The following is a 16,135-nucleotide window of genomic DNA, read 5'->3' as shown; positions in this document are numbered from 1 at the left end:
ACCCATGCGCAACGACACCCGAAAACTCTTTACTGGCTACCTTGGCCAAGTGGCCAAACTCAATGGCGTCGAATCTGCCAACGCCACGTTTAACGTCGACCCGAGCGTCCAGCAAAAGCTCGAAACCAAGATTCAGGAATCGAGCGAATTCCTGGGCAAAATCAACATCATTGGCGTTGATGAGCAGGAAGGCGAAAAAGTCGGACTGGGCGTTGGCAGCACCATTGCCGGCCGAACCAACACCAACGTCAAAGCCCGCGAACCCCGCAGCATCGGCACCCTGTCGAGCGACAAGTACAAGGCCGAGAAAACCGACTTCGACACCTTTGTCACCTATCGCCAGCTCGATGCCTGGGCCAAATTCCCGGACTTCCAGACGCGTCTGTCGGGCGCCATTGCCCAGCGCCAAGCGTTGGACCGCATTCAAATCGGTTTCTACGGCGTCAAAGCTGCAGAACAAACCGACCGCGTCGAAAACCCGCTGCTGGAAGACGTCAACATCGGCTGGCTTGAGCAGTACCGCGTGCATGCCCCCGACCGCGTACTTCAGGAAGGTGCCGAGAAAGGCAAAATCCGTATCGGCAAAAACGGCGACTTCAAAAACATCGACGCCCTGGTGTATGACGCCATTCAGTTGCTCGACCCGTGGTATCGCCGCAATCCGGGCCTTGTGGTGCTGACCGGGCGCGAACTGGTGCATGACAAATTCCTGGCCTTGGTCAACAGAGAACAGGACGCCACCAACACCCTGGCCAGCGACCTGATCATCTCGCAACGCCGTGTCGGCGGCCTGCCGCTGTACGAAGTGCCTTATATGCCCGAAGGCGCCGTGCTGATCACCACCTTCGCCAACCTGTCGGTCTACTGGCAACTCATGGCCCGCCGCCGCTACCTGAAAGAAGAGCCGGAATGGAACCGCATCAGCAACTACGAATCGTCGAACGACGCCTACGTGGTTGAGGACTACGGCCTCGGTTGCCTGCTGGAAAACATCACCCCGGTGGACGCCGCTGAACCTGATCCAGAGAGCGAGGCTTAACCCATGGCCCTCAGCCTTGCCCAGGCCCACCAACGCCGTGCCCGTGCGGCGATGGAGTCGGCGAAAACCGCGCCCCTGCAATCAATGGCGGGCGCCACCGCCTACGAACATCAGCTCAACCAACTGCTGCAGGACCGGCTGCGCCTGAAGGCCATCCAGTCCAACGAAGGCAAAGCCACGCTCAAGCTGCAGCTGTTGCCCGAGTACATCCCCTACGTCGAAGGCGTGCTTGAAGCCGGTAACGGCGCGCAGGACGAAGTCATGACCACCGTGATGGTCTGGCGGATCGATGCGGGCGACTACTCGGGCGCACTGGATCTGGCGGCCTATGTGCTCAAACACAAACTGGTAATGCCGGATCGCTTCGAACGCACCACCGGTTGTTTGGTGGCAGAAGAAATTGCCAGCGCCGCACTCAAGGCACAGAAGGCGGGAGACCACAGCTTCGACCGTACAGTGCTGTACCGCACGCTCGAAATGACCGAAGACCAGGACATGCCCGATCAGGCCCGCGCCAAGCTCTATCTGGCATCCGGGCGCGCCACGCTGGTCGGGATTACGGCCGATACACGCGGGCAACCGGGCCAGCTTGAGGCGGGCATCGACCTGCTCAAGCGAGCGATTGAACTGCACGACGGCTGCGGCGGCAAAAAGGATCTGGAAGGCGCCGAGCGCCTTCTGAAAAAACACACGGCGGCAGCCTGAACAGCTGCTGCCGTTAACCGAGCGTCCCCACGCACCCCGCCGGCTCGGAGCTGAACAGGACCCATAAGGGATACAGCCCTGTGATGCCCCGATCACCGGCGACCTATTTAGAGCTTGCGCATGAGCGGATTCGTAGCCAGCGGCAGCACACCCGGCGGCCATATCAACACCGACCCGTTCTGGCCGTCCATCGACCTGGACGCGCTGCGCGGCACCTTGCGCATCGACGCCAGTGTCACCCCGGCCCGACTGGAAACCGCGTGCATCACCGCAGCAATCAACCTCAACCGCGAGTTGAAAGACTGGCGCACCCTTCAACAAGCAGCGGGTTACAGCAAGCTGACCGACGTGCCTGCCGAACAAGTGCAGAACGTGTCTGTGCTGGTCCACCTGTATCGCCGCGCCATTGAAGCCGGTACCGGCGCCGAAGTCTGCGAGCGCTACCGCTCTTACGACAGCACCAACAGCGGCAACAAAAACGCCGAAGAACTGACCCCCACCATCGACGACTACCGCCGCGACCTGCGCTGGGCCGTGCGCGACTTTCTCGGCATCAACCGCAGCACTGTGGAGTTGATCTGATGACCACCACCGTTCGCACCCAGCAACACGACACGGTCGACGCCCTGTGTTGGCGTCATTACGGCCGCACCGCAGGCGTGACCGAGGCGGTACTGGACGCCAACCCCGGTCTCGCGGAGCACGGCCCGTTCCTGCCCCACGGCACCCTCGTCAACCTGCCCGACGCCCAGCCCGCTGCGCCGCAACGGCACATGGTGAACCTATGGGACTGAACCGCAGCAGAACCTCAAACCCACGCCCTTTGGACAAAGGAAAACACCCCATGCCTGAACGTCCCGACACCTGGGCCTGGCTCGCCACCTGGCTCGAACAGAACTGGCCGACCCTATATGCCGCCGCCCTGGCGTTGGTCATCGCGGCCCTGCGGGTGATGTATGGCGGCGGCACATTGCGGCGCGTGTTGATTGAGGCACCGCTGTGCGGCGCCCTGGCACTCACCGCCAGCCACGGCCTGGCACTGATCGGCGTGCCGATTACCACCGCCCCGTTTTTCGGCGGCGTAATCGGTTTGCTCGGCGTGGAAGGCACCCGCGCTGCGGCCAGAAAGTTTTTCATCCGTAAGGTAGAACCGTCATGAACACACTGCGCCACGGCGACCGCTCGCAAGCGGTGCGCATCCTGCAAACCAACCTCAACAAGCACGGCGCCAAGCTCAACACCGACGGCGCATACGGCGACCTGACCGAAGCCGCCGTGCGCACCTATCAGTTGAAAGCCGGTCTGGTGGCCGACGGCGTTGCTGGCAGTAAAACCCTCGGCAGCCTGGCCGGTGGCGATTGCCAGCGACTACTGAAAAACCATGACCTGGTTAACGCCGCTCAGCGCCTCGACGTGCCGCTGGCCAGCGTCTACGCGGTCAACGAAGTGGAGTCCAAGGGCAAGGGGTTTCTCGACAACGGCAAACCGGTGATCCTGTTTGAACGGCACATCATGTATCGCCAACTGACCACCGCTCGCCACAAGGGTGACGACCCGGCCCAGCTTAAGCAGCACGCCGATGAACTGGCCGCCTTGAACCCCGCAATCGTCAACCCCAAACCCGGCGGTTATGCCGGTGGCAGCGCCGAACACCAGCGCCTGAGCCATGCGCGCTTGATCGACGACAACGCCGCCCTTGAGTCCGCCTCCTGGGGCGCGTTCCAGATCATGGGCTTTCACTGGCAACGCCTGGGTTATGCCAGCGTGCAAGCCTTTGTCGCGGCCATGAGCGCCGACGAGTCGCAGCAATTCGACGCCTTTGTGCGCTTTATAGAAGCCGACCCGGCGCTGCACAAAGCCCTCAAAGCACGTAAATGGGCTGACTTCGCCAAGCTCTACAATGGCCCGAACTACCAACGCAATGTGTACGACATCAAGCTGCAGCGAGCCTTTGAACGGCATGCAGACTGCGGTTGTGGTCAGGCGGTGGCGGCATGATCGATCTCGATGAAGTCCGCGCCCTGCGCGTGCAAGACGGCGACCTGCTGGTGGTGCCCGAAAACACCGAAACCGAAGGCATGCACGACCTGATCGAGGCGCTGCGCCATGTGCAGCCCGATGCACGGGTCATCATTATTCGTGGTCCGGTCGAGCATCTGGACATCGCCGCCATGAACCGACGGGGCTGGTACCGCGCATGAACAAACCCGACAGCCTTCGCGCCCACTTGCTCGCCACCATTGCCGAACTCAAGCACAACCCCGACCGGATGCTGATCTTTATCGACAACGGCAAAGTGCGCTGCACCGCAGCGGCCAGCCTGTCGTTTGAATACAGCTTCGACCTGCAAATCATCCTCACCGACTACGCCGGCCACCCCGACAGCGTGATGCTGCCGCTGCTGGGCTGGGTCAGCGTCAACCAGTCCGAACTGCTGGAAAACCTCGACAAGTCCGCCCTGGGCATCAAGTTTGAGGCGGATGTGCTGGACAACAGCAAGGTCGACCTCAGCATTCGTTTACCGCTGACCGAGCGTGTCGTGGTGGGCCAGGACGCTGCCGGCAACACCACCGTCAAACACCCCCGCGAACCGCAGCGGGTCGCCCACTACCTCGACCCCGCATGGCGCCCTGGCAGCCTGGGCCTCGACGGCGAATGGATGATCCATGATGGCCAATGACCTGGACGCACTGGAAGACTGGGCCGGCGTGCTGCTCAGCAAACTGGAGCCCGCTGCCCGTAGCAAATTGGCCCGGTCATTGGCGCAGAAGCTGCGTCGTAGCCAACAACAGCGGGTTAAACAGCAGCGTAATCCCGATGGCAGCCCGTATGCGGCGCGCAAGACACGGGATCTGAAAGGCAAGAAAGGGCGGATCAAGCGTCAGGCGAAGATGTTCCAGAAACTGCCCAAGGCCAGCTATCTGAAGGCCAAGGGCGATGGGCAGTCGATCACCGTAGGGTTTAGCGGGCGTGTGGCAAGAATTGCGCGGGTGCATCAGCACGGATTACAGGACAGCCCCGGAGCCAATGCACCGCAGGTTCGCTACAAACAGAGGGCATTGTTGGGATTTACGGCGTCGGATCTGGAGGTGATTCGGGATGATCTGTTAGCTCACCTGACGCAATGACGCATATTGCATGGATACAGTTCACGCCCTACCAGCGCCGGTTTCAAACACACATAAACATCTGCACACCTAGCAACGTTGACATCGCCATTGACCGTGGCATTATTGGATCACTACTCAGCCCCGTACGCAGTGATTCAGTTCGCTGGCTGTTGGGGTGAAAAAACCGGCCTAGCGCCGGTTTTTTCGATTTCAGGGGTTGGCTATCTTGCGTACAGCGTGCTTTGTAGACGGATATAACCTGTTTTATGGCCTGCTCGCAGGTACCGAGTACAAATGGCTTGATCTGCCGTCATTGCTGGCACATATCCTTCGTGTCGAACATCCTGAAAATACCCTGATATCCGTCAGCTTTTTCACTTCAGGTGTAAAACCCTCCCTTGCCAGTCGTGGCAACCTTTCCAAAGAAGCTCAAGACAGTTACTTGCGCGCCTTGATTGCACGGGGTGTCAGCGTGACTTACGGGCGCCATCAATTGGAACCGGGCAAAGCGCCTCGCTTCATTGACAAGAAAACACCAGCCTCCAGACTCGATCAAGTCGATATCTGGAAGCTTGAAGAAAAGGAAACAGACGTTCATATCGCAATCAGCCTGTATCGACTTGCTGCCCGGCAAGCCAGCTTGAAGCCGCATGAACGCATTCAGCAGTTTGTCCTGGTATCCGCCGACACCGATATGACCCCCGCCTTGCAAGCGCTGCGAGAAGACTTTCCAGAACTGCGGATCGGGGTGATTTTGCCTCACCGTGAAGGTATCAAACGAGCGCCCCCCGGGTCTCTCAAAGCCCATTCACACTGGATGCGTCACGTTGTAACGGTTGAAGAACTTGCCCGTCATCAGTTCCCCACACGTGTCCCTACGCTCAAAAAGCCCGCCATCAAGCCTGAATACTGGTAACGCGAAACCATTGGCAACCTCTGACAAGGTCGCCCTCAGTGTATTTTTATCTGGTACCGATTGTTCGACAGGTTAAGAACGGCTTCGATGATCACTCGAGTATTGCCATACACCGTTGGCCGTATGGCCTCGTAAGTGCAAGGCATGATCGGATAAAAAGCTGACATGTCAGCTCTGTTTATAAGCAGCTTAAGATCAGTGACATCGTATTTTTGCTCAATATCTTTCATCAGCCGGCTACAAGCTTCTGCACCATTATCAGATTTCGGCACTGCCTTGGCTTTCTTCTCCTCTGCCAATTTCTGTGCCTGCCTTTCAGCATTCTCGAGCGCAAACACCTGCTTCCTCAGCGGCTCAAGTCGCGGATCCTCCTCATAAGGAACATCTTCACACCCGATGGCTTTAACTGAGGCACTGGCCTGGAATAGGTCTAGGGTCAGTTCTTTCATACGTGCACATGACACGCTTGAGTAGTCTTTACTTGCGATGCAGGCAGGCGCGGCGGCGATATAGCGCTGGTCAATTTTTTTGAATTCGGTCATATCGCAAACCTCTGCCATGGCGGCGGCAGGCGCTAACAAAGCGGTGAATAGAACAAGATTCTTCATTATCGATCACTTAATCTGTTTGGATACTGCGGTTGCCAAACATTACACCCGGCGCACTGCTCAAGGCGCTCGCACCCGCAGAATCGGAAAGCCTATACCTAATAATGAATAACGTGGCACAGGAGCGGATTAAAGCTTTGCTGCTGTGATACAGGAAGGGGGTCATCAGGATACGAAGCAACATCTGGTGCATGACATCTGTAAGTGAGCACGGTATTAAAAACTCCACGCCCAGATATCAATAACGCGCCTGTCGCCAATCAGGCGCGTGCTGCATCAGTGCATCGCTACACCGTCCAACGATTTATCGACATACGCCCTGGCCAGCTCCACCAGGTGCATGACCGACAACACCCGATCGCGCTCGGCCCCGCACAAACCATCCCCCGCCTCACTCGCCGAAGCAACCGCACAGCACAACAAGTCTGATGCTTGGGCCAAAGCCGCTTCTAAATTGACACTGTTCGGGATGGCAAACATCGCCGTACTCATAGGGCGAGCAGGCAAATGGTCTTGCAGGTAGTAATTGAGCGCACGATCAGCGGCGGCACGGTCCAGCGACTGTGTATCGCACTGAGCAGCATCTTGCAGGGTAAATGAAGGGGGATCGGGGGCGACTTTTTTCATTGCGCTAACTCCTGGATTCTAAGAGGAGCTGTCACTTATCGCGACCAAACGAATGGGTGGCAGCCGTACGCAGGTTAGTCGACCGGAGAAACCAGGAACCCGGCGCGCCCTAAGGCGCCCTACGCACGGCCACCAAAAAGCGGAGGCAAAAAAACGCCTCTTTGAGGTGGCGCTGTGCGCCTGGTTTCACTACGGGCGACTAAACCCGACCGCTGATTTTGCAGCGATGGGCCGAGACTATTCCCCGATTTTGGCAGGCGCAAGCGAGCGGGATTTTCTCGGATGTTTCGCGAGATGGAAAGCGAAACGTCGTACGAAAGTCCTGATTTTCTGTCGGTAAGCTCACCTCCAATTTTCAACTGCCATACGAAGAATGAACATCTAGGAATGAAGCCTCTCGATCAAACTCGCCTTCGCCAGGAGCTGAGACAGATACCCACACAGGCTCACCGGTACCGTCAGGAAGCGGCTGACCGCACTGCAGCGAGAAAAGGAGCCGCTGAAGGACTGGTAGCCTCACTTCGAGTATTCCGCATGCATGAAGGCCCCTGCTTTTGATGTCAGCAACACAGCCATGAGAAATGAGCTTGATTTTATATCGAAACAGATATAAAGTTTCTCTAGCAGGCACGGATTCGCACACGCGAATCCATAGCTGAGACTAGCAACATGCCTGTTCGATTTTTGACCAGAGAGGGAGCGACCGATGACTACTTTCAGATGCTTAAAATGCTTGATAAGACGGAGGTGCAGCGATGCCCAACCGAGAAATGAAGGAAATTACGTGGGTTGGAAGTAGCTTGCAAGACCTGCGGGACTTCCCCGAAGTGCCTAGGCAGCGAGCGGGTTTTCAGCTAGAACTACTGCAGGAAGGGGAAGAACCTGACGACTTCAAGCCAATGAAATCAGTTGGCAAGGGTGTTCAGGAAATCCGGATTGCATGTGATGACGGGGCTTTTCGCGTGTTTTATGTGGTCAATCGGCCGGAAGCAATCTATGTGTTGCATGCCTTCCGTAAAACCACTCAAAAGACGGAAAAGCGTGATTTGGATCTGGGTAGAACCAGATACAAATTGCTGGGTTGAGCGTAGGGTGGCGTGGCGATCCCCTTTACCAACGGTGAAGGGGTAAAGCCCTAGCTATGACCTGACTCAAAAAATATATTCCTGTCACTTTTTAAAAGAACTTGTAGCAAAACAGTTGTCCAAAAATTAGTAAGCAAGTGATTGATCAGAGGAAAAGTGTATGTCAAACGAACGCCCTACCAGTGTCTGGGATGCGTTGGTTGATACGCCAGAAGAAGCCGAGAACCTGCGCGTCCGTTCTCAGTTGATGCGAGCCATCAGACGGGTTGTGAAAGCCTGGGATGTATCGCAAAAAGAAGCGGCCCAGCGGCTGCATATCACTCAGCCAAGGCTGAATGATCTGCTTAAGGGGAAAATTGAAAAATTTTCTCTGGATGCTTTGGTGAATATGTTGGCCAGTGCAGATCTGGAACTCGAAGTTCGCATCAGTAACAAGGCAGCCTGATTTTCAGGTGGTGGTATCAAGCAAGCAAAAAGGCTGGCCATGATGTGGCTGGCCTTTTTTCGTTTTAATGGCGCACAAGGACGAAAGTATGACGAACACAAATGAAAAGGCTGAACGCTTGGTCGAATGGGAAAGCGATTTAAGCATGATGCTTTCGGGGTCGCTCAATGCGTGGCGAAAATCGTTGTGCCTACAGGTCAGTGAGATGCATACCGACGGACTGATCAGCGCAGAAGAAGCTAGGGCAATGCAGGGCCGTGTTGAACGGTCGTACGAGCTACGGCTCGCAAATATCTGATAGCCCCAGCCAAGTGACTACACTGTGCCATCACCTACAAGGAGTAATACCGATGGCAGATTTTTTGATTGGTGATGTAAAGCAGGTGCGTGAGCTGACTCAGCAAAGCATGGTGAATAGCCACCTCAAAGGCGGTTGGGTAATGTTGAGCGCGGCCACCGCCGCATCGCAGGAAATGGATGGTCTTGTGTCGCGTTATATTTTGGGCTGGCTTGGTGATGACGAGCCTTTGCCGGATTACAAGTATTAAGCAGTGCGAATAACGCCGTTATGTCAAATCGGCCCCCACACTGGAGGCCACTGACCCGGAACAGGAAGAGTTCACCATGCCGTTACCCGTCACTCCGTCTTATCAGCGCGCTCTGCGCACGCTATCCCCTGATACAGCAGCACTGGCCGAGCGCATCGCACTGGCCCTAAAGTCTGAACTGTTGGACATTACACCCGATACCCTTGAGTCCCAGTTACTCAATCACCTGCAGGCGGTCGGGCAACAGCAGACGCGCAGCGCGACACGGTTCTCTGTCTGGTTAAACGCAATGGCTCGCGACGGGATGTTGACCCATCAACAGGCCGCAGCCTTTATGTGTGAAGCGTCCACCTTGGGTGGCCCGTCTGGCGTGGTACCAGAATGAGCAGCCGTGACGGTTCCACTGCTCACTACGGCTTAGAGCTCGGGCTAACGTGTTGGCATATTCAATGGGTTCTGGAGTATGAAGGCGTGACGTGCACGCTTTGCGGTGTCTGCCAAAGCGTCCAAGAGGCAGACATTCCTTTTGCTCATGTGGCTGATTGCATAGGCGCCGCCGAAGTGGCACAGCACCCTTGGCGCGAGCTAGCAGCAGTTCTACGCCATTTACCGGTCGTGCTCGATAAATGATTGGCGAAGGAATTCACGAAGACCGCTGCAGCACCTGGTGCAACAAAACGCGGCCCGGGAGTTTGCCTTCAGTTGTCACGCAAATCAGACGATATGGACGTTTCCCGTCAGGCTCGGCGGGCCGTACTCCCGGCTAATCCCAGTGCGCTCAAGCCGCGAAGTGATCCGCACCTGGACCAGCCTGACGGCGGTAGGCCGATTTGCCGAAGAACTGGGGTGCGGGGTTTTGCAGTAGAGCTGTGACCCGCCGCTGCGACTAAATCACAGACAAAAAAAACCGCCTTTAGGGAGGCGGTTTTTCCGTGAGCGTCGGTTAGGTCAACGCTCGACATCCTCGTGGGATGCACTGACGTATATCCATCTTACGGATAGGACTTCATGTCAGCAAGAACTTGTGGTCTGGTTCCTCATAGAAGATATCTAGGGATGACAAAATTTGGTGACGAACGGTCTAATGCCGTACCCATGGAGCCTACGTTACTTTTTCCACTTTCATACACAAATCAAACATGGATTCAAGCCGAGATCCTACGTTGCACAAGGCACTAGCCCCCGTATACTGCGGATGTAGCACATTGATAGCTGTTCAGCGCTGCCGATCTGGGGCCTTCTGATGCGGAGTTAAGGGACCGTGCGGACTTGTTCAGAAGGGACCACCAAAATTACGTCACCTCGTGGATGCACTGACGTGCAAAACCCAACTCTGTACGTACTCCGCCAAGTACAGAGGAAGAGGATGGCCTTACATGGATTGCCGACATGAAGGCTCTATTCGTGGTTGCGCAACTCGCATTAACTTTGCATCGGGCGTTTCGTCTATTCAAAGAATTGTGGGCTGACCGCGACATGTAAGCACTGCAGATAAGGAGAAGCCTCGACTTCGGCCGGGGTTTTTTTTCAAAAAAAATAGCGCTTAACTGGCGTTTTCATTCCGCTCGGTTGTAGAGATTAACTCTACACCCCCTGCCTGCTGCACTCCCACCCACGTAGCGCCACCATCGGCGCCATGACCAACCTCCCCGCCCTCGCACGCATGATCGAAAACCTCATCCGCTTCGGCACCATTGCCGAAACCCAGATGAAACCGCCGCGTGTGCGTGTCAAAACTGGCGAGCTGCTAACCGGCTGGCTACCCTGGATCACCTTGCGCGCCGGGACCGATACGGACTGGGACCCGCCCACAGTCGACGAACAAGTAATCCTGTTCAGCCCCTCAGGCCAGCTCGCAAACGGCATCGCCCTCACCGGCATCTACAGCACCGCGCACCCAGCCAACGGCGAGCGCGAAGGCCTGCACCGCCGTACTTACCGCGACGGCACGATGATCGAGTACGACAGCGTTGCCCACCATTTAAACGCGGTGCTGGCAGACGGCGGCACCACGAACCTGGTCAGCACCGGCGGCATCACCCTCATTGGCCCTATCACCCATCAGGGCGATTACATCCAAACCGGCAATCAAACCGTCACCGGCACGGTCACTGTTTCCGAGGATGTGGTGGCCGCTGGCATTAGCCTGGTCAAACACACCCACGGTGGCGTGATGAAAGGCAACGCTCAGACGGAGGTGCCTAAGTGAACCGCGAAAACGGCTCCGCTATCAGTACGGTCGAACATATCGGCCAGTCCATCAGCGACATTCTGACCACTCGCCTCGGCACCCGCGTAATGCGCCGCGAATACGGCAGCCTGCTGCCCGAGCTGGTGGACCAACCGTTTAACGACGCCACGCGCTTACGGGTGTATGCCGCCAGTGTGATGGCGATCATGCGTTGGGAGCCGCGCGTCAGCCTCACCCGTATTCAGCTTCAGGGTGCCAGCCTGCAGGGCCAGGTCGTGATGGGGATCGAAGGCCGCGTCCTTGACCGCAATCAGGCGCTGAGCATGAGCCTTCCCCTGCAATTAGGGGGCAGCGCATGAACACCTTTGCCGCCATCGACCTCAGCCTGTTGCCCGCACCGCAAATCGTGGAGCAGATCGATTACGAGCAGATTCTTGCAGACCGAAAAACCTATGCCATCCGCCTTTGGCCGATTGAGCAGCAGGCTGAAATCGCAGCACGGCTCGATCTGGAATCCGAGCCACTGACCAAGCTGCTACAGGAGAACGCCTACCGCGAAACCCTGTGGCGGCAACGGGTGAATGAAGCCGCTGTGGCCAATATGTTGTCACTGGCAACCGACAACGACCTGGACAACCTCGCTGCCAATTTCAACGTTAAGCGCCTGGTGATTCAGGAAGGTAATCCCAAGGCCAGCCCACCCATGGCCCGGGTGATGGAAAGCAACGATAGCCTGCGTGAGCGCGCGCAAATGGCATGGGAAGGTCTGAGCACGGCAGGTCCGCGTAACAGTTACATCATTCACGCCCGTGCCGCCGATGGCCGGGTGGGTGACGCTACCGCTGAAAGCCCCAGCCCTGCGGTGGTGGTGGTCACTGTGCAAGCCCTGCTGGGCGATGGCAGCGCCGGGCCGGCGCTGCTGGCCGCCGTGCAAAATTATCTCAGCGATGACAACCGTCGCCCTGTGGCGGATCGCCTGACGGTTCAGGGCGCAGACATCCTCAATTATCAGGTCAACGCCAAGCTCTACCTGAACACCACCGGGCCTGAATCGGAACCGATCTTTGTCGCCGCTGAAAAACGCCTGTTGGCCTATGTGCATCAGCGCCGCCGTTTAGGCATGCAAGTGTCGGAATCGGCCTTGCATGCGGCCCTGCATGTTGAGGGCGTGCGCAAGGTGGAACTGCTCAATTGGGCGGATATAAACGCCACGCCCTATCAAGCGCCCTTTTGCACGTCCGTTGACCTCTCTCTGGGCGTCGAGCCGTGACCGAACTGCCGCTGTTGCCGCGCAATGCCAGCCCTCTGGAGCGTCAAGCAGCCCAAGCCTTGGCGCAAATTCAACATGTGCCCGTTCCGTTGCGTCAGCTGTGGAACCCCAACACATGCCCTACGCAGTTGCTGCCGTATCTGGCCTGGACGTTGTCGGTCGACCGTTGGGACGGTAAGTGGACGGACGCTACCAAGCGCGCTGCGATTCGTGCGTCGTTTTTCATCCACTCACGCAAAGGCACCATCGGCGCGCTGCGCCGGGTGGTGGAGCCGCTGGGCTATTTACTTGAGGTAATCGAGTGGTGGCAGACCGTGCCGCTGGGCGAGCCGGGCACCTTCGCGCTCAAGGTCGGCGTGCTGGAAACCGGCATCACCGAGGACATGTACCGGGAGCTGACGGCCCTGATCGACGACGCCAAACCGCTTAGCCGCACTCTGACCGAGCTGGTGATCAGCCTCGAAAGCACCGGCAACCTCAACATTTACTCCTGCCTGTACGAGGGCGAGGTGATCGACGTGTATCCGCCTGCGCCGCGCGACATCGAGGTCACGGGCCACTTCGGTCCGGTCGGCCGGGAACATCAAATCGAAACCCTGGACGTGTACCCATGATTGATCAAAACAGCCAGTTTATGGCGATCCTCACTGCGGTGGGGGAGGCCAAACAATCCAATGCTGATGCCTTGGGCGTGCCGTGGACGTTCGCGCAAATGGGCGTCGGCGATGCCGGTGGCGCCGACCCGATCCCCGATCGCGCCCAGACCAAGCTGATTAACGAGCAACGCCGGGCGCCGCTGAATCAGGTCAGGATCGACCCGAAAAACAGCAACGTGATCATTGCCGAACAGGTGATCCCGGAAAACGTCGGCGGCTGGTGGATTCGTGAAATCGGCCTGTATGACGCAGACGGTGATCTGGTGGCGGTGGCCAACTGCGCCCCGAGTTTCAAACCCTTGCTTGCCCAAGGCAGCGGCAAGACCCAAGTGGTGCGGATGAATTTCATCGTCACCAGTGCGGCCAATGTCACCCTCAAGATCGACCCGAGCGTGGTGCTTGCGACCCGCCAATATGTGGATGAACGCCTCATTGAGGCACTGCCACCAACCTGCATCCCGGGCAGTTACACCAAGGTGCAGATCGACAAGCGCGGCATCGTGATGGAGGGCAGCAACCCAGACACACTGGCGGGCAATGGCATCGAGGATGCTTACACCAAAAACCAGATCGACGACTTGCTGAACAGTCAGGCGTCAGGGCGCCTGATTGGCGTAAAAACGTTCAACACCAATGGCACTTACACGCCCACCCCAGGCACCACCAGTGTGATCGTCGAAGGCGTGGGCGGCGGCGGTGGCTCGGGCGGGCTGCCTTCAACACCGGCAGGTGCAGGCTGTATTTCGGCCTCTGGCGCACCGGGCGCTTACGCAAAAGGCCGTTTCACCGCAGGGTTTACAGGCGTGGCTGTGGTGATAGGTGCTGCCGGCGCGGCGGGCTCAAACTCAAGCAACGGCGGAGCCGGAGGCACGACATCATTCGGTGCCGTAATGACCATTCCCGGGGGCGGTGGCTCGGGCCTCGGACAAGTCGGGACAGTGACAAACGCCAGCGGCGGCGGGCCCGCCAGTGCTCCAACGGGCGGCAACATCATAGCGGCGGCCGGCACGATGCCCCCGTTCGCGATTCTGGCGGCGGCATCGATTGGCACCTTGAACCAGTCCGCTGTCAGCTTGCTTGGCCAGAAGGGCGCAGGCGCCGCAGGCGGGTATTCGGCACCCTCGTCTGCCGCGACCGTGGGCAACGCAGGCGTCAGCGGTACGTTAATCATTTGGGAGTACGCGTGATGAAGATTTATGCGCGAGTGGATAGCGCGATGGTGGTGGAAATCATTCCCCCCTACGTCAACGAAAGCAGTGAAGAGGTGCCCATTGAGCAGCGATACACCGCAGAGTTTGTCCTGACCCTGGTGGACATTACCGGGGAGAACCCAATGCCTGTGGAGGGCTGGACCTATGACGGCTCAGCGTTCGCCGCCCCGGTTGCCCATGTACCCACCGCCGCTGAAATAATCGCAAGCAACACCCAGCAGCGGGCATCTCTTATTGCCTTTGCGGCACAGTCTATGAACCCAGTGATGGTGGCGCTGCAATTGGGTAATGCAACAGACGAGGAAATCGCCATTGCCAAAGCATGGCAGGCCTATTATCGGGCACTGAAAGAGGTCGATGTGTCTGCGGCGGAACCTGAGTGGCCCTCTGCCCCCAACTAAAAGAAAGATGCAACCTTCCGGCTCAAGCATTCAGAGCGTCGCCCCTCAACGCCCTGTAGCTGTATTGATTACAAGCCTCACTGCTCGCCCAATCGCCATGCGCGCGTCAGCCTGTGCAGTGTCATTCCACTGCGCAGGCACAACCCATGGCCGATTACCTTCACGGGGTGCGGGTCCTCGAACTCAGCGACGGCACCCGTCCCATTCGCACCATCCCCACCTCCGTTATCGGCATGGTCTGTACCGCCGAAGATGCGGACGCGGCATTCTTCCCTCTGGATACGCCGGTACTGATCACCAATGTACAAACCGCTGTCGGCAAAGCCGGGGTCGCGGGCACCCTCGCCGCCAGCCTGCAAGCCATCGCTGACCAGACCCGGCCTTACACCATCGTGGTACGGGTCAAGCAAGGCGCCGACGATGCAGAGACTGCCAGTGCCATGATCGGTACTACCACCGCAGACGGTAAATACACCGGCATGAAAGCCCTGCTCGCTGCCAAGGCCCGCGTGGGTATGGTGCCGCGCATTATTGGTGTGCCGGGTTTGGACAGCCTGCCGGTGGCCACCGCCCTGGTGAGCACTGCCCAGCAACTGCGGGCCTTTGCCTATGTCAGCGCCTGGGACTGCAAAACCAAAGAGGAAGTGGTCGCCTACCGCGAGAACTTCGGTGCCCGTGAGGTGATGGTGATCTGGCCGGACTTTCTCAACTTCAACACTGCCACCAGCAAAACCAACGTCGCATCAGCCGTGGCCCGCGCCCTGGGCTTGCGCGCCAAGATCGATCAGGAGGTGGGCTGGCACAAAACCCTGTCCAACGTCGCAGTCAATGGCGTCACCGGCATCAGCGCCGACGTGTTCTGGGACCTGCAGAACCCGGCCACCGATGCCAACTACCTCAACAGCAACGAAGTCACCACGCTGATCAACGAGGGCGGCTATCGCTTCTGGGGCAGCCGCACCTGTTCCGACGACCCGCTGTTTGCCTTTGAAAACTACACCCGCACCGCGCAAATCCTCGCTGACACCATCGCCGAAGCGCATATGTGGGCGGTGGACAAACCCATGCACGCCTCACTGGTGCGCGACATTGTTGAGGGGGTTAACGCCAAGTTTCGCGAGCTGATCTCGCAGGGTTATTTGATGGGTGGCAGTTGCTGGTTCCCGGACGATATCAACAGCAAAGACACGCTCAAGGCCGGCAAGCTCTACCTCGATTACGACTACACCCCGGTGCCGCCACTGGAGGACCTGACCCTGCGCCAGCGCATCACCGACCGCTACCTGATCGACTTCGCCAGCAAGATCAACCGTTAAACGGAGA

At 58.0% G+C, this 16,135-nt stretch carries 24 protein-coding genes; 22 read left to right on the top strand and 2 right to left on the bottom strand.

The window, feature by feature from the left end:
• Positions 1 to 4: 4 nt before the first annotated feature.
• From ACZRMS_RS21070 to ACZRMS_RS21025, 10 genes are all read left to right on the top strand, one after another.
• Entirely contained in the window at positions 5 to 1,039 is a 1,035-nt protein-coding gene (locus ACZRMS_RS21070; protein ID WP_463996918.1) for a phage major capsid protein, P2 family, read from the top strand.
• Positions 1,040 to 1,042: 3 nt separating this feature from the next.
• A complete protein-coding gene (gpM, locus tag ACZRMS_RS21065) occupies positions 1,043 to 1,744 on the top strand; it encodes a phage terminase small subunit (protein WP_463996917.1) in 702 nt (233 codons plus the stop codon).
• A 120-nt stretch (positions 1,745 to 1,864) separates the two neighbouring features.
• On the top strand, positions 1,865 to 2,326 hold the full coding sequence (locus ACZRMS_RS21060; protein ID WP_463996916.1) for a head completion/stabilization protein: 462 nt from the start codon (positions 1,865 to 1,867) through the stop codon (positions 2,324 to 2,326).
• A complete protein-coding gene (locus tag ACZRMS_RS21055) occupies positions 2,326 to 2,538 on the top strand; it encodes a tail protein X (RefSeq protein ID WP_463996915.1) in 213 nt (70 codons plus the stop codon). Before ACZRMS_RS21060 ends, ACZRMS_RS21055 begins: the two co-directional genes overlap by 1 nt.
• 50 nt (positions 2,539 to 2,588) lie before the next feature.
• A complete protein-coding gene (locus ACZRMS_RS21050; protein WP_463996914.1) occupies positions 2,589 to 2,903 on the top strand; it encodes a phage holin, lambda family in 315 nt (104 codons plus the stop codon).
• Positions 2,900 to 3,742: an N-acetylmuramidase domain-containing protein gene (locus ACZRMS_RS21045; protein WP_463996913.1), complete on the top strand. Its 843-nt coding sequence runs from the start codon at positions 2,900 to 2,902 to the stop codon at positions 3,740 to 3,742. The genes ACZRMS_RS21050 and ACZRMS_RS21045 overlap by 4 nt, the downstream gene beginning before the upstream one ends.
• Positions 3,739 to 3,945, top strand: a complete 207-nt coding sequence (locus ACZRMS_RS21040) for a hypothetical protein (protein WP_463996912.1) — start codon at positions 3,739 to 3,741, stop codon at positions 3,943 to 3,945. The genes ACZRMS_RS21045 and ACZRMS_RS21040 overlap by 4 nt, the downstream gene beginning before the upstream one ends.
• Positions 3,942 to 4,424, top strand: coding sequence for a phage tail protein (locus ACZRMS_RS21035; protein ID WP_463996911.1), 483 nt, complete (start codon positions 3,942 to 3,944; stop codon positions 4,422 to 4,424). Before ACZRMS_RS21040 ends, ACZRMS_RS21035 begins: the two co-directional genes overlap by 4 nt.
• Positions 4,414 to 4,872, top strand: coding sequence for a phage virion morphogenesis protein (locus ACZRMS_RS21030; RefSeq protein WP_463996931.1), 459 nt, complete (start codon positions 4,414 to 4,416; stop codon positions 4,870 to 4,872). The genes ACZRMS_RS21035 and ACZRMS_RS21030 overlap by 11 nt, the downstream gene beginning before the upstream one ends.
• A 208-nt stretch (positions 4,873 to 5,080) precedes the next feature.
• Positions 5,081 to 5,770 carry an NYN domain-containing protein gene (locus tag ACZRMS_RS21025; RefSeq protein ID WP_463996910.1) on the top strand — a complete coding sequence of 230 codons (690 nt, stop codon included), beginning with the start codon at positions 5,081 to 5,083 and terminating at the stop codon, positions 5,768 to 5,770.
• Between the two features lie 35 nt (positions 5,771 to 5,805).
• Here ACZRMS_RS21025 and ACZRMS_RS21020 read toward each other — a convergent pair whose 3' ends face one another.
• Both ACZRMS_RS21020 and ACZRMS_RS21015 read right to left on the bottom strand, forming a co-directional pair.
• Positions 5,806 to 6,378 (bottom strand): hypothetical protein, encoded by a 573-nt coding sequence (locus tag ACZRMS_RS21020; protein ID WP_463996909.1) that lies wholly within the window; start codon positions 6,376 to 6,378, stop codon positions 5,806 to 5,808.
• A gap of 276 nt (positions 6,379 to 6,654) precedes the next feature.
• Positions 6,655 to 7,005 (bottom strand): DUF6124 family protein, encoded by a 351-nt coding sequence (locus tag ACZRMS_RS21015; protein WP_463996908.1) that lies wholly within the window; start codon positions 7,003 to 7,005, stop codon positions 6,655 to 6,657.
• A gap of 755 nt (positions 7,006 to 7,760) precedes the next feature.
• Between ACZRMS_RS21015 and ACZRMS_RS21010 the strand changes: the two genes are divergently transcribed.
• The 12 genes from ACZRMS_RS21010 to ACZRMS_RS20955 all read left to right on the top strand — a co-directional run bounded on the left by ACZRMS_RS21010 (position 7,761) and on the right by ACZRMS_RS20955 (position 16,128).
• Positions 7,761 to 8,090 (top strand): type II toxin-antitoxin system RelE/ParE family toxin, encoded by a 330-nt coding sequence (locus ACZRMS_RS21010; protein ID WP_463996907.1) that lies wholly within the window; start codon positions 7,761 to 7,763, stop codon positions 8,088 to 8,090.
• Between the two features lie 160 nt (positions 8,091 to 8,250).
• Positions 8,251 to 8,535 carry a helix-turn-helix domain-containing protein gene (locus tag ACZRMS_RS21005; protein WP_463996906.1) on the top strand — a complete coding sequence of 95 codons (285 nt, stop codon included), beginning with the start codon at positions 8,251 to 8,253 and terminating at the stop codon, positions 8,533 to 8,535.
• An 88-nt stretch (positions 8,536 to 8,623) separates the two neighbouring features.
• The gene (locus ACZRMS_RS21000) at positions 8,624 to 8,833 is read left to right on the top strand and encodes a hypothetical protein (protein ID WP_463996905.1); all 210 of its coding nucleotides are present in this window, start codon (positions 8,624 to 8,626) and stop codon (positions 8,831 to 8,833) included.
• A 52-nt stretch (positions 8,834 to 8,885) separates the two neighbouring features.
• On the top strand, positions 8,886 to 9,083 hold the full coding sequence (locus ACZRMS_RS20995; protein ID WP_463996904.1) for a hypothetical protein: 198 nt from the start codon (positions 8,886 to 8,888) through the stop codon (positions 9,081 to 9,083).
• A 76-nt stretch (positions 9,084 to 9,159) separates the two neighbouring features.
• The gene (locus tag ACZRMS_RS20990) at positions 9,160 to 9,468 is read left to right on the top strand and encodes a hypothetical protein (RefSeq protein WP_463996903.1); all 309 of its coding nucleotides are present in this window, start codon (positions 9,160 to 9,162) and stop codon (positions 9,466 to 9,468) included.
• Between the two features lie 1,251 nt (positions 9,469 to 10,719).
• Positions 10,720 to 11,292 (top strand): phage baseplate assembly protein V, encoded by a 573-nt coding sequence (locus tag ACZRMS_RS20985; RefSeq protein WP_463996902.1) that lies wholly within the window; start codon positions 10,720 to 10,722, stop codon positions 11,290 to 11,292.
• Positions 11,289 to 11,633, top strand: a complete 345-nt coding sequence (locus tag ACZRMS_RS20980) for a GPW/gp25 family protein (RefSeq protein ID WP_463996901.1) — start codon at positions 11,289 to 11,291, stop codon at positions 11,631 to 11,633. Before ACZRMS_RS20985 ends, ACZRMS_RS20980 begins: the two co-directional genes overlap by 4 nt.
• The gene (locus ACZRMS_RS20975; protein WP_463996900.1) at positions 11,630 to 12,544 is read left to right on the top strand and encodes a baseplate J/gp47 family protein; all 915 of its coding nucleotides are present in this window, start codon (positions 11,630 to 11,632) and stop codon (positions 12,542 to 12,544) included. The genes ACZRMS_RS20980 and ACZRMS_RS20975 overlap by 4 nt, the downstream gene beginning before the upstream one ends.
• A complete protein-coding gene (locus ACZRMS_RS20970; protein ID WP_463996899.1) occupies positions 12,541 to 13,158 on the top strand; it encodes a phage tail protein I in 618 nt (205 codons plus the stop codon). The genes ACZRMS_RS20975 and ACZRMS_RS20970 overlap by 4 nt, the downstream gene beginning before the upstream one ends.
• Positions 13,155 to 14,387: a phage tail protein gene (locus tag ACZRMS_RS20965; RefSeq protein ID WP_463996898.1), complete on the top strand. Its 1,233-nt coding sequence runs from the start codon at positions 13,155 to 13,157 to the stop codon at positions 14,385 to 14,387. The genes ACZRMS_RS20970 and ACZRMS_RS20965 overlap by 4 nt, the downstream gene beginning before the upstream one ends.
• On the top strand, positions 14,387 to 14,812 hold the full coding sequence (locus ACZRMS_RS20960; RefSeq protein WP_463996930.1) for a tail fiber assembly protein: 426 nt from the start codon (positions 14,387 to 14,389) through the stop codon (positions 14,810 to 14,812). Before ACZRMS_RS20965 ends, ACZRMS_RS20960 begins: the two co-directional genes overlap by 1 nt.
• Before the next feature lie 146 nt (positions 14,813 to 14,958).
• Complete coding sequence (locus ACZRMS_RS20955; protein WP_463996897.1) at positions 14,959 to 16,128, top strand: phage tail sheath protein; 1,170 nt, start codon at positions 14,959 to 14,961, stop codon at positions 16,126 to 16,128.
• The last annotated feature ends 7 nt before the right edge of the window (positions 16,129 to 16,135 follow it).

This window comes from Pseudomonas sp. B424, from assembly GCF_055408345.1.
Note: the sequence above shows the minus strand (reverse complement) of the source record. Positions and strands in the feature narration are given on the sequence as shown.

What these genes read in the sequence shown, in the direction of transcription:
- ACZRMS_RS21070 (WP_463996918.1), top strand. Translation starts at nt 5, where the DNA reads ATGCGCAACGACACCCGAAAACTCTTTACTGGCTACCTTGGCCAAGTG.
- gpM (WP_463996917.1), top strand. Translation starts at nt 1,043, where the DNA reads ATGGCCCTCAGCCTTGCCCAGGCCCACCAACGCCGTGCCCGTGCGGCG.
- ACZRMS_RS21060 (WP_463996916.1), top strand. Translation starts at nt 1,865, where the DNA reads ATGAGCGGATTCGTAGCCAGCGGCAGCACACCCGGCGGCCATATCAAC.
- ACZRMS_RS21055 (WP_463996915.1), top strand. Translation starts at nt 2,326, where the DNA reads ATGACCACCACCGTTCGCACCCAGCAACACGACACGGTCGACGCCCTG.
- ACZRMS_RS21050 (WP_463996914.1), top strand. Translation starts at nt 2,589, where the DNA reads ATGCCTGAACGTCCCGACACCTGGGCCTGGCTCGCCACCTGGCTCGAA.
- ACZRMS_RS21045 (WP_463996913.1), top strand. Translation starts at nt 2,900, where the DNA reads ATGAACACACTGCGCCACGGCGACCGCTCGCAAGCGGTGCGCATCCTG.
- ACZRMS_RS21040 (WP_463996912.1), top strand. Translation starts at nt 3,739, where the DNA reads ATGATCGATCTCGATGAAGTCCGCGCCCTGCGCGTGCAAGACGGCGAC.
- ACZRMS_RS21035 (WP_463996911.1), top strand. Translation starts at nt 3,942, where the DNA reads ATGAACAAACCCGACAGCCTTCGCGCCCACTTGCTCGCCACCATTGCC.
- ACZRMS_RS21030 (WP_463996931.1), top strand. Translation starts at nt 4,414, where the DNA reads ATGGCCAATGACCTGGACGCACTGGAAGACTGGGCCGGCGTGCTGCTC.
- ACZRMS_RS21020 (WP_463996909.1), bottom strand. Translation starts at nt 6,378, where the DNA reads ATGAAGAATCTTGTTCTATTCACCGCTTTGTTAGCGCCTGCCGCCGCC.
- ACZRMS_RS21015 (WP_463996908.1), bottom strand. Translation starts at nt 7,005, where the DNA reads ATGAAAAAAGTCGCCCCCGATCCCCCTTCATTTACCCTGCAAGATGCT.
- ACZRMS_RS21010 (WP_463996907.1), top strand. Translation starts at nt 7,761, where the DNA reads ATGCCCAACCGAGAAATGAAGGAAATTACGTGGGTTGGAAGTAGCTTG.
- ACZRMS_RS21005 (WP_463996906.1), top strand. Translation starts at nt 8,251, where the DNA reads ATGTCAAACGAACGCCCTACCAGTGTCTGGGATGCGTTGGTTGATACG.
- ACZRMS_RS21000 (WP_463996905.1), top strand. Translation starts at nt 8,624, where the DNA reads ATGACGAACACAAATGAAAAGGCTGAACGCTTGGTCGAATGGGAAAGC.
- ACZRMS_RS20995 (WP_463996904.1), top strand. Translation starts at nt 8,886, where the DNA reads ATGGCAGATTTTTTGATTGGTGATGTAAAGCAGGTGCGTGAGCTGACT.
- ACZRMS_RS20990 (WP_463996903.1), top strand. Translation starts at nt 9,160, where the DNA reads ATGCCGTTACCCGTCACTCCGTCTTATCAGCGCGCTCTGCGCACGCTA.
- ACZRMS_RS20985 (WP_463996902.1), top strand. Translation starts at nt 10,720, where the DNA reads ATGACCAACCTCCCCGCCCTCGCACGCATGATCGAAAACCTCATCCGC.
- ACZRMS_RS20975 (WP_463996900.1), top strand. Translation starts at nt 11,630, where the DNA reads ATGAACACCTTTGCCGCCATCGACCTCAGCCTGTTGCCCGCACCGCAA.
- ACZRMS_RS20965 (WP_463996898.1), top strand. Translation starts at nt 13,155, where the DNA reads ATGATTGATCAAAACAGCCAGTTTATGGCGATCCTCACTGCGGTGGGG.
- ACZRMS_RS20960 (WP_463996930.1), top strand. Translation starts at nt 14,387, where the DNA reads ATGAAGATTTATGCGCGAGTGGATAGCGCGATGGTGGTGGAAATCATT.
- ACZRMS_RS20955 (WP_463996897.1), top strand. Translation starts at nt 14,959, where the DNA reads ATGGCCGATTACCTTCACGGGGTGCGGGTCCTCGAACTCAGCGACGGC.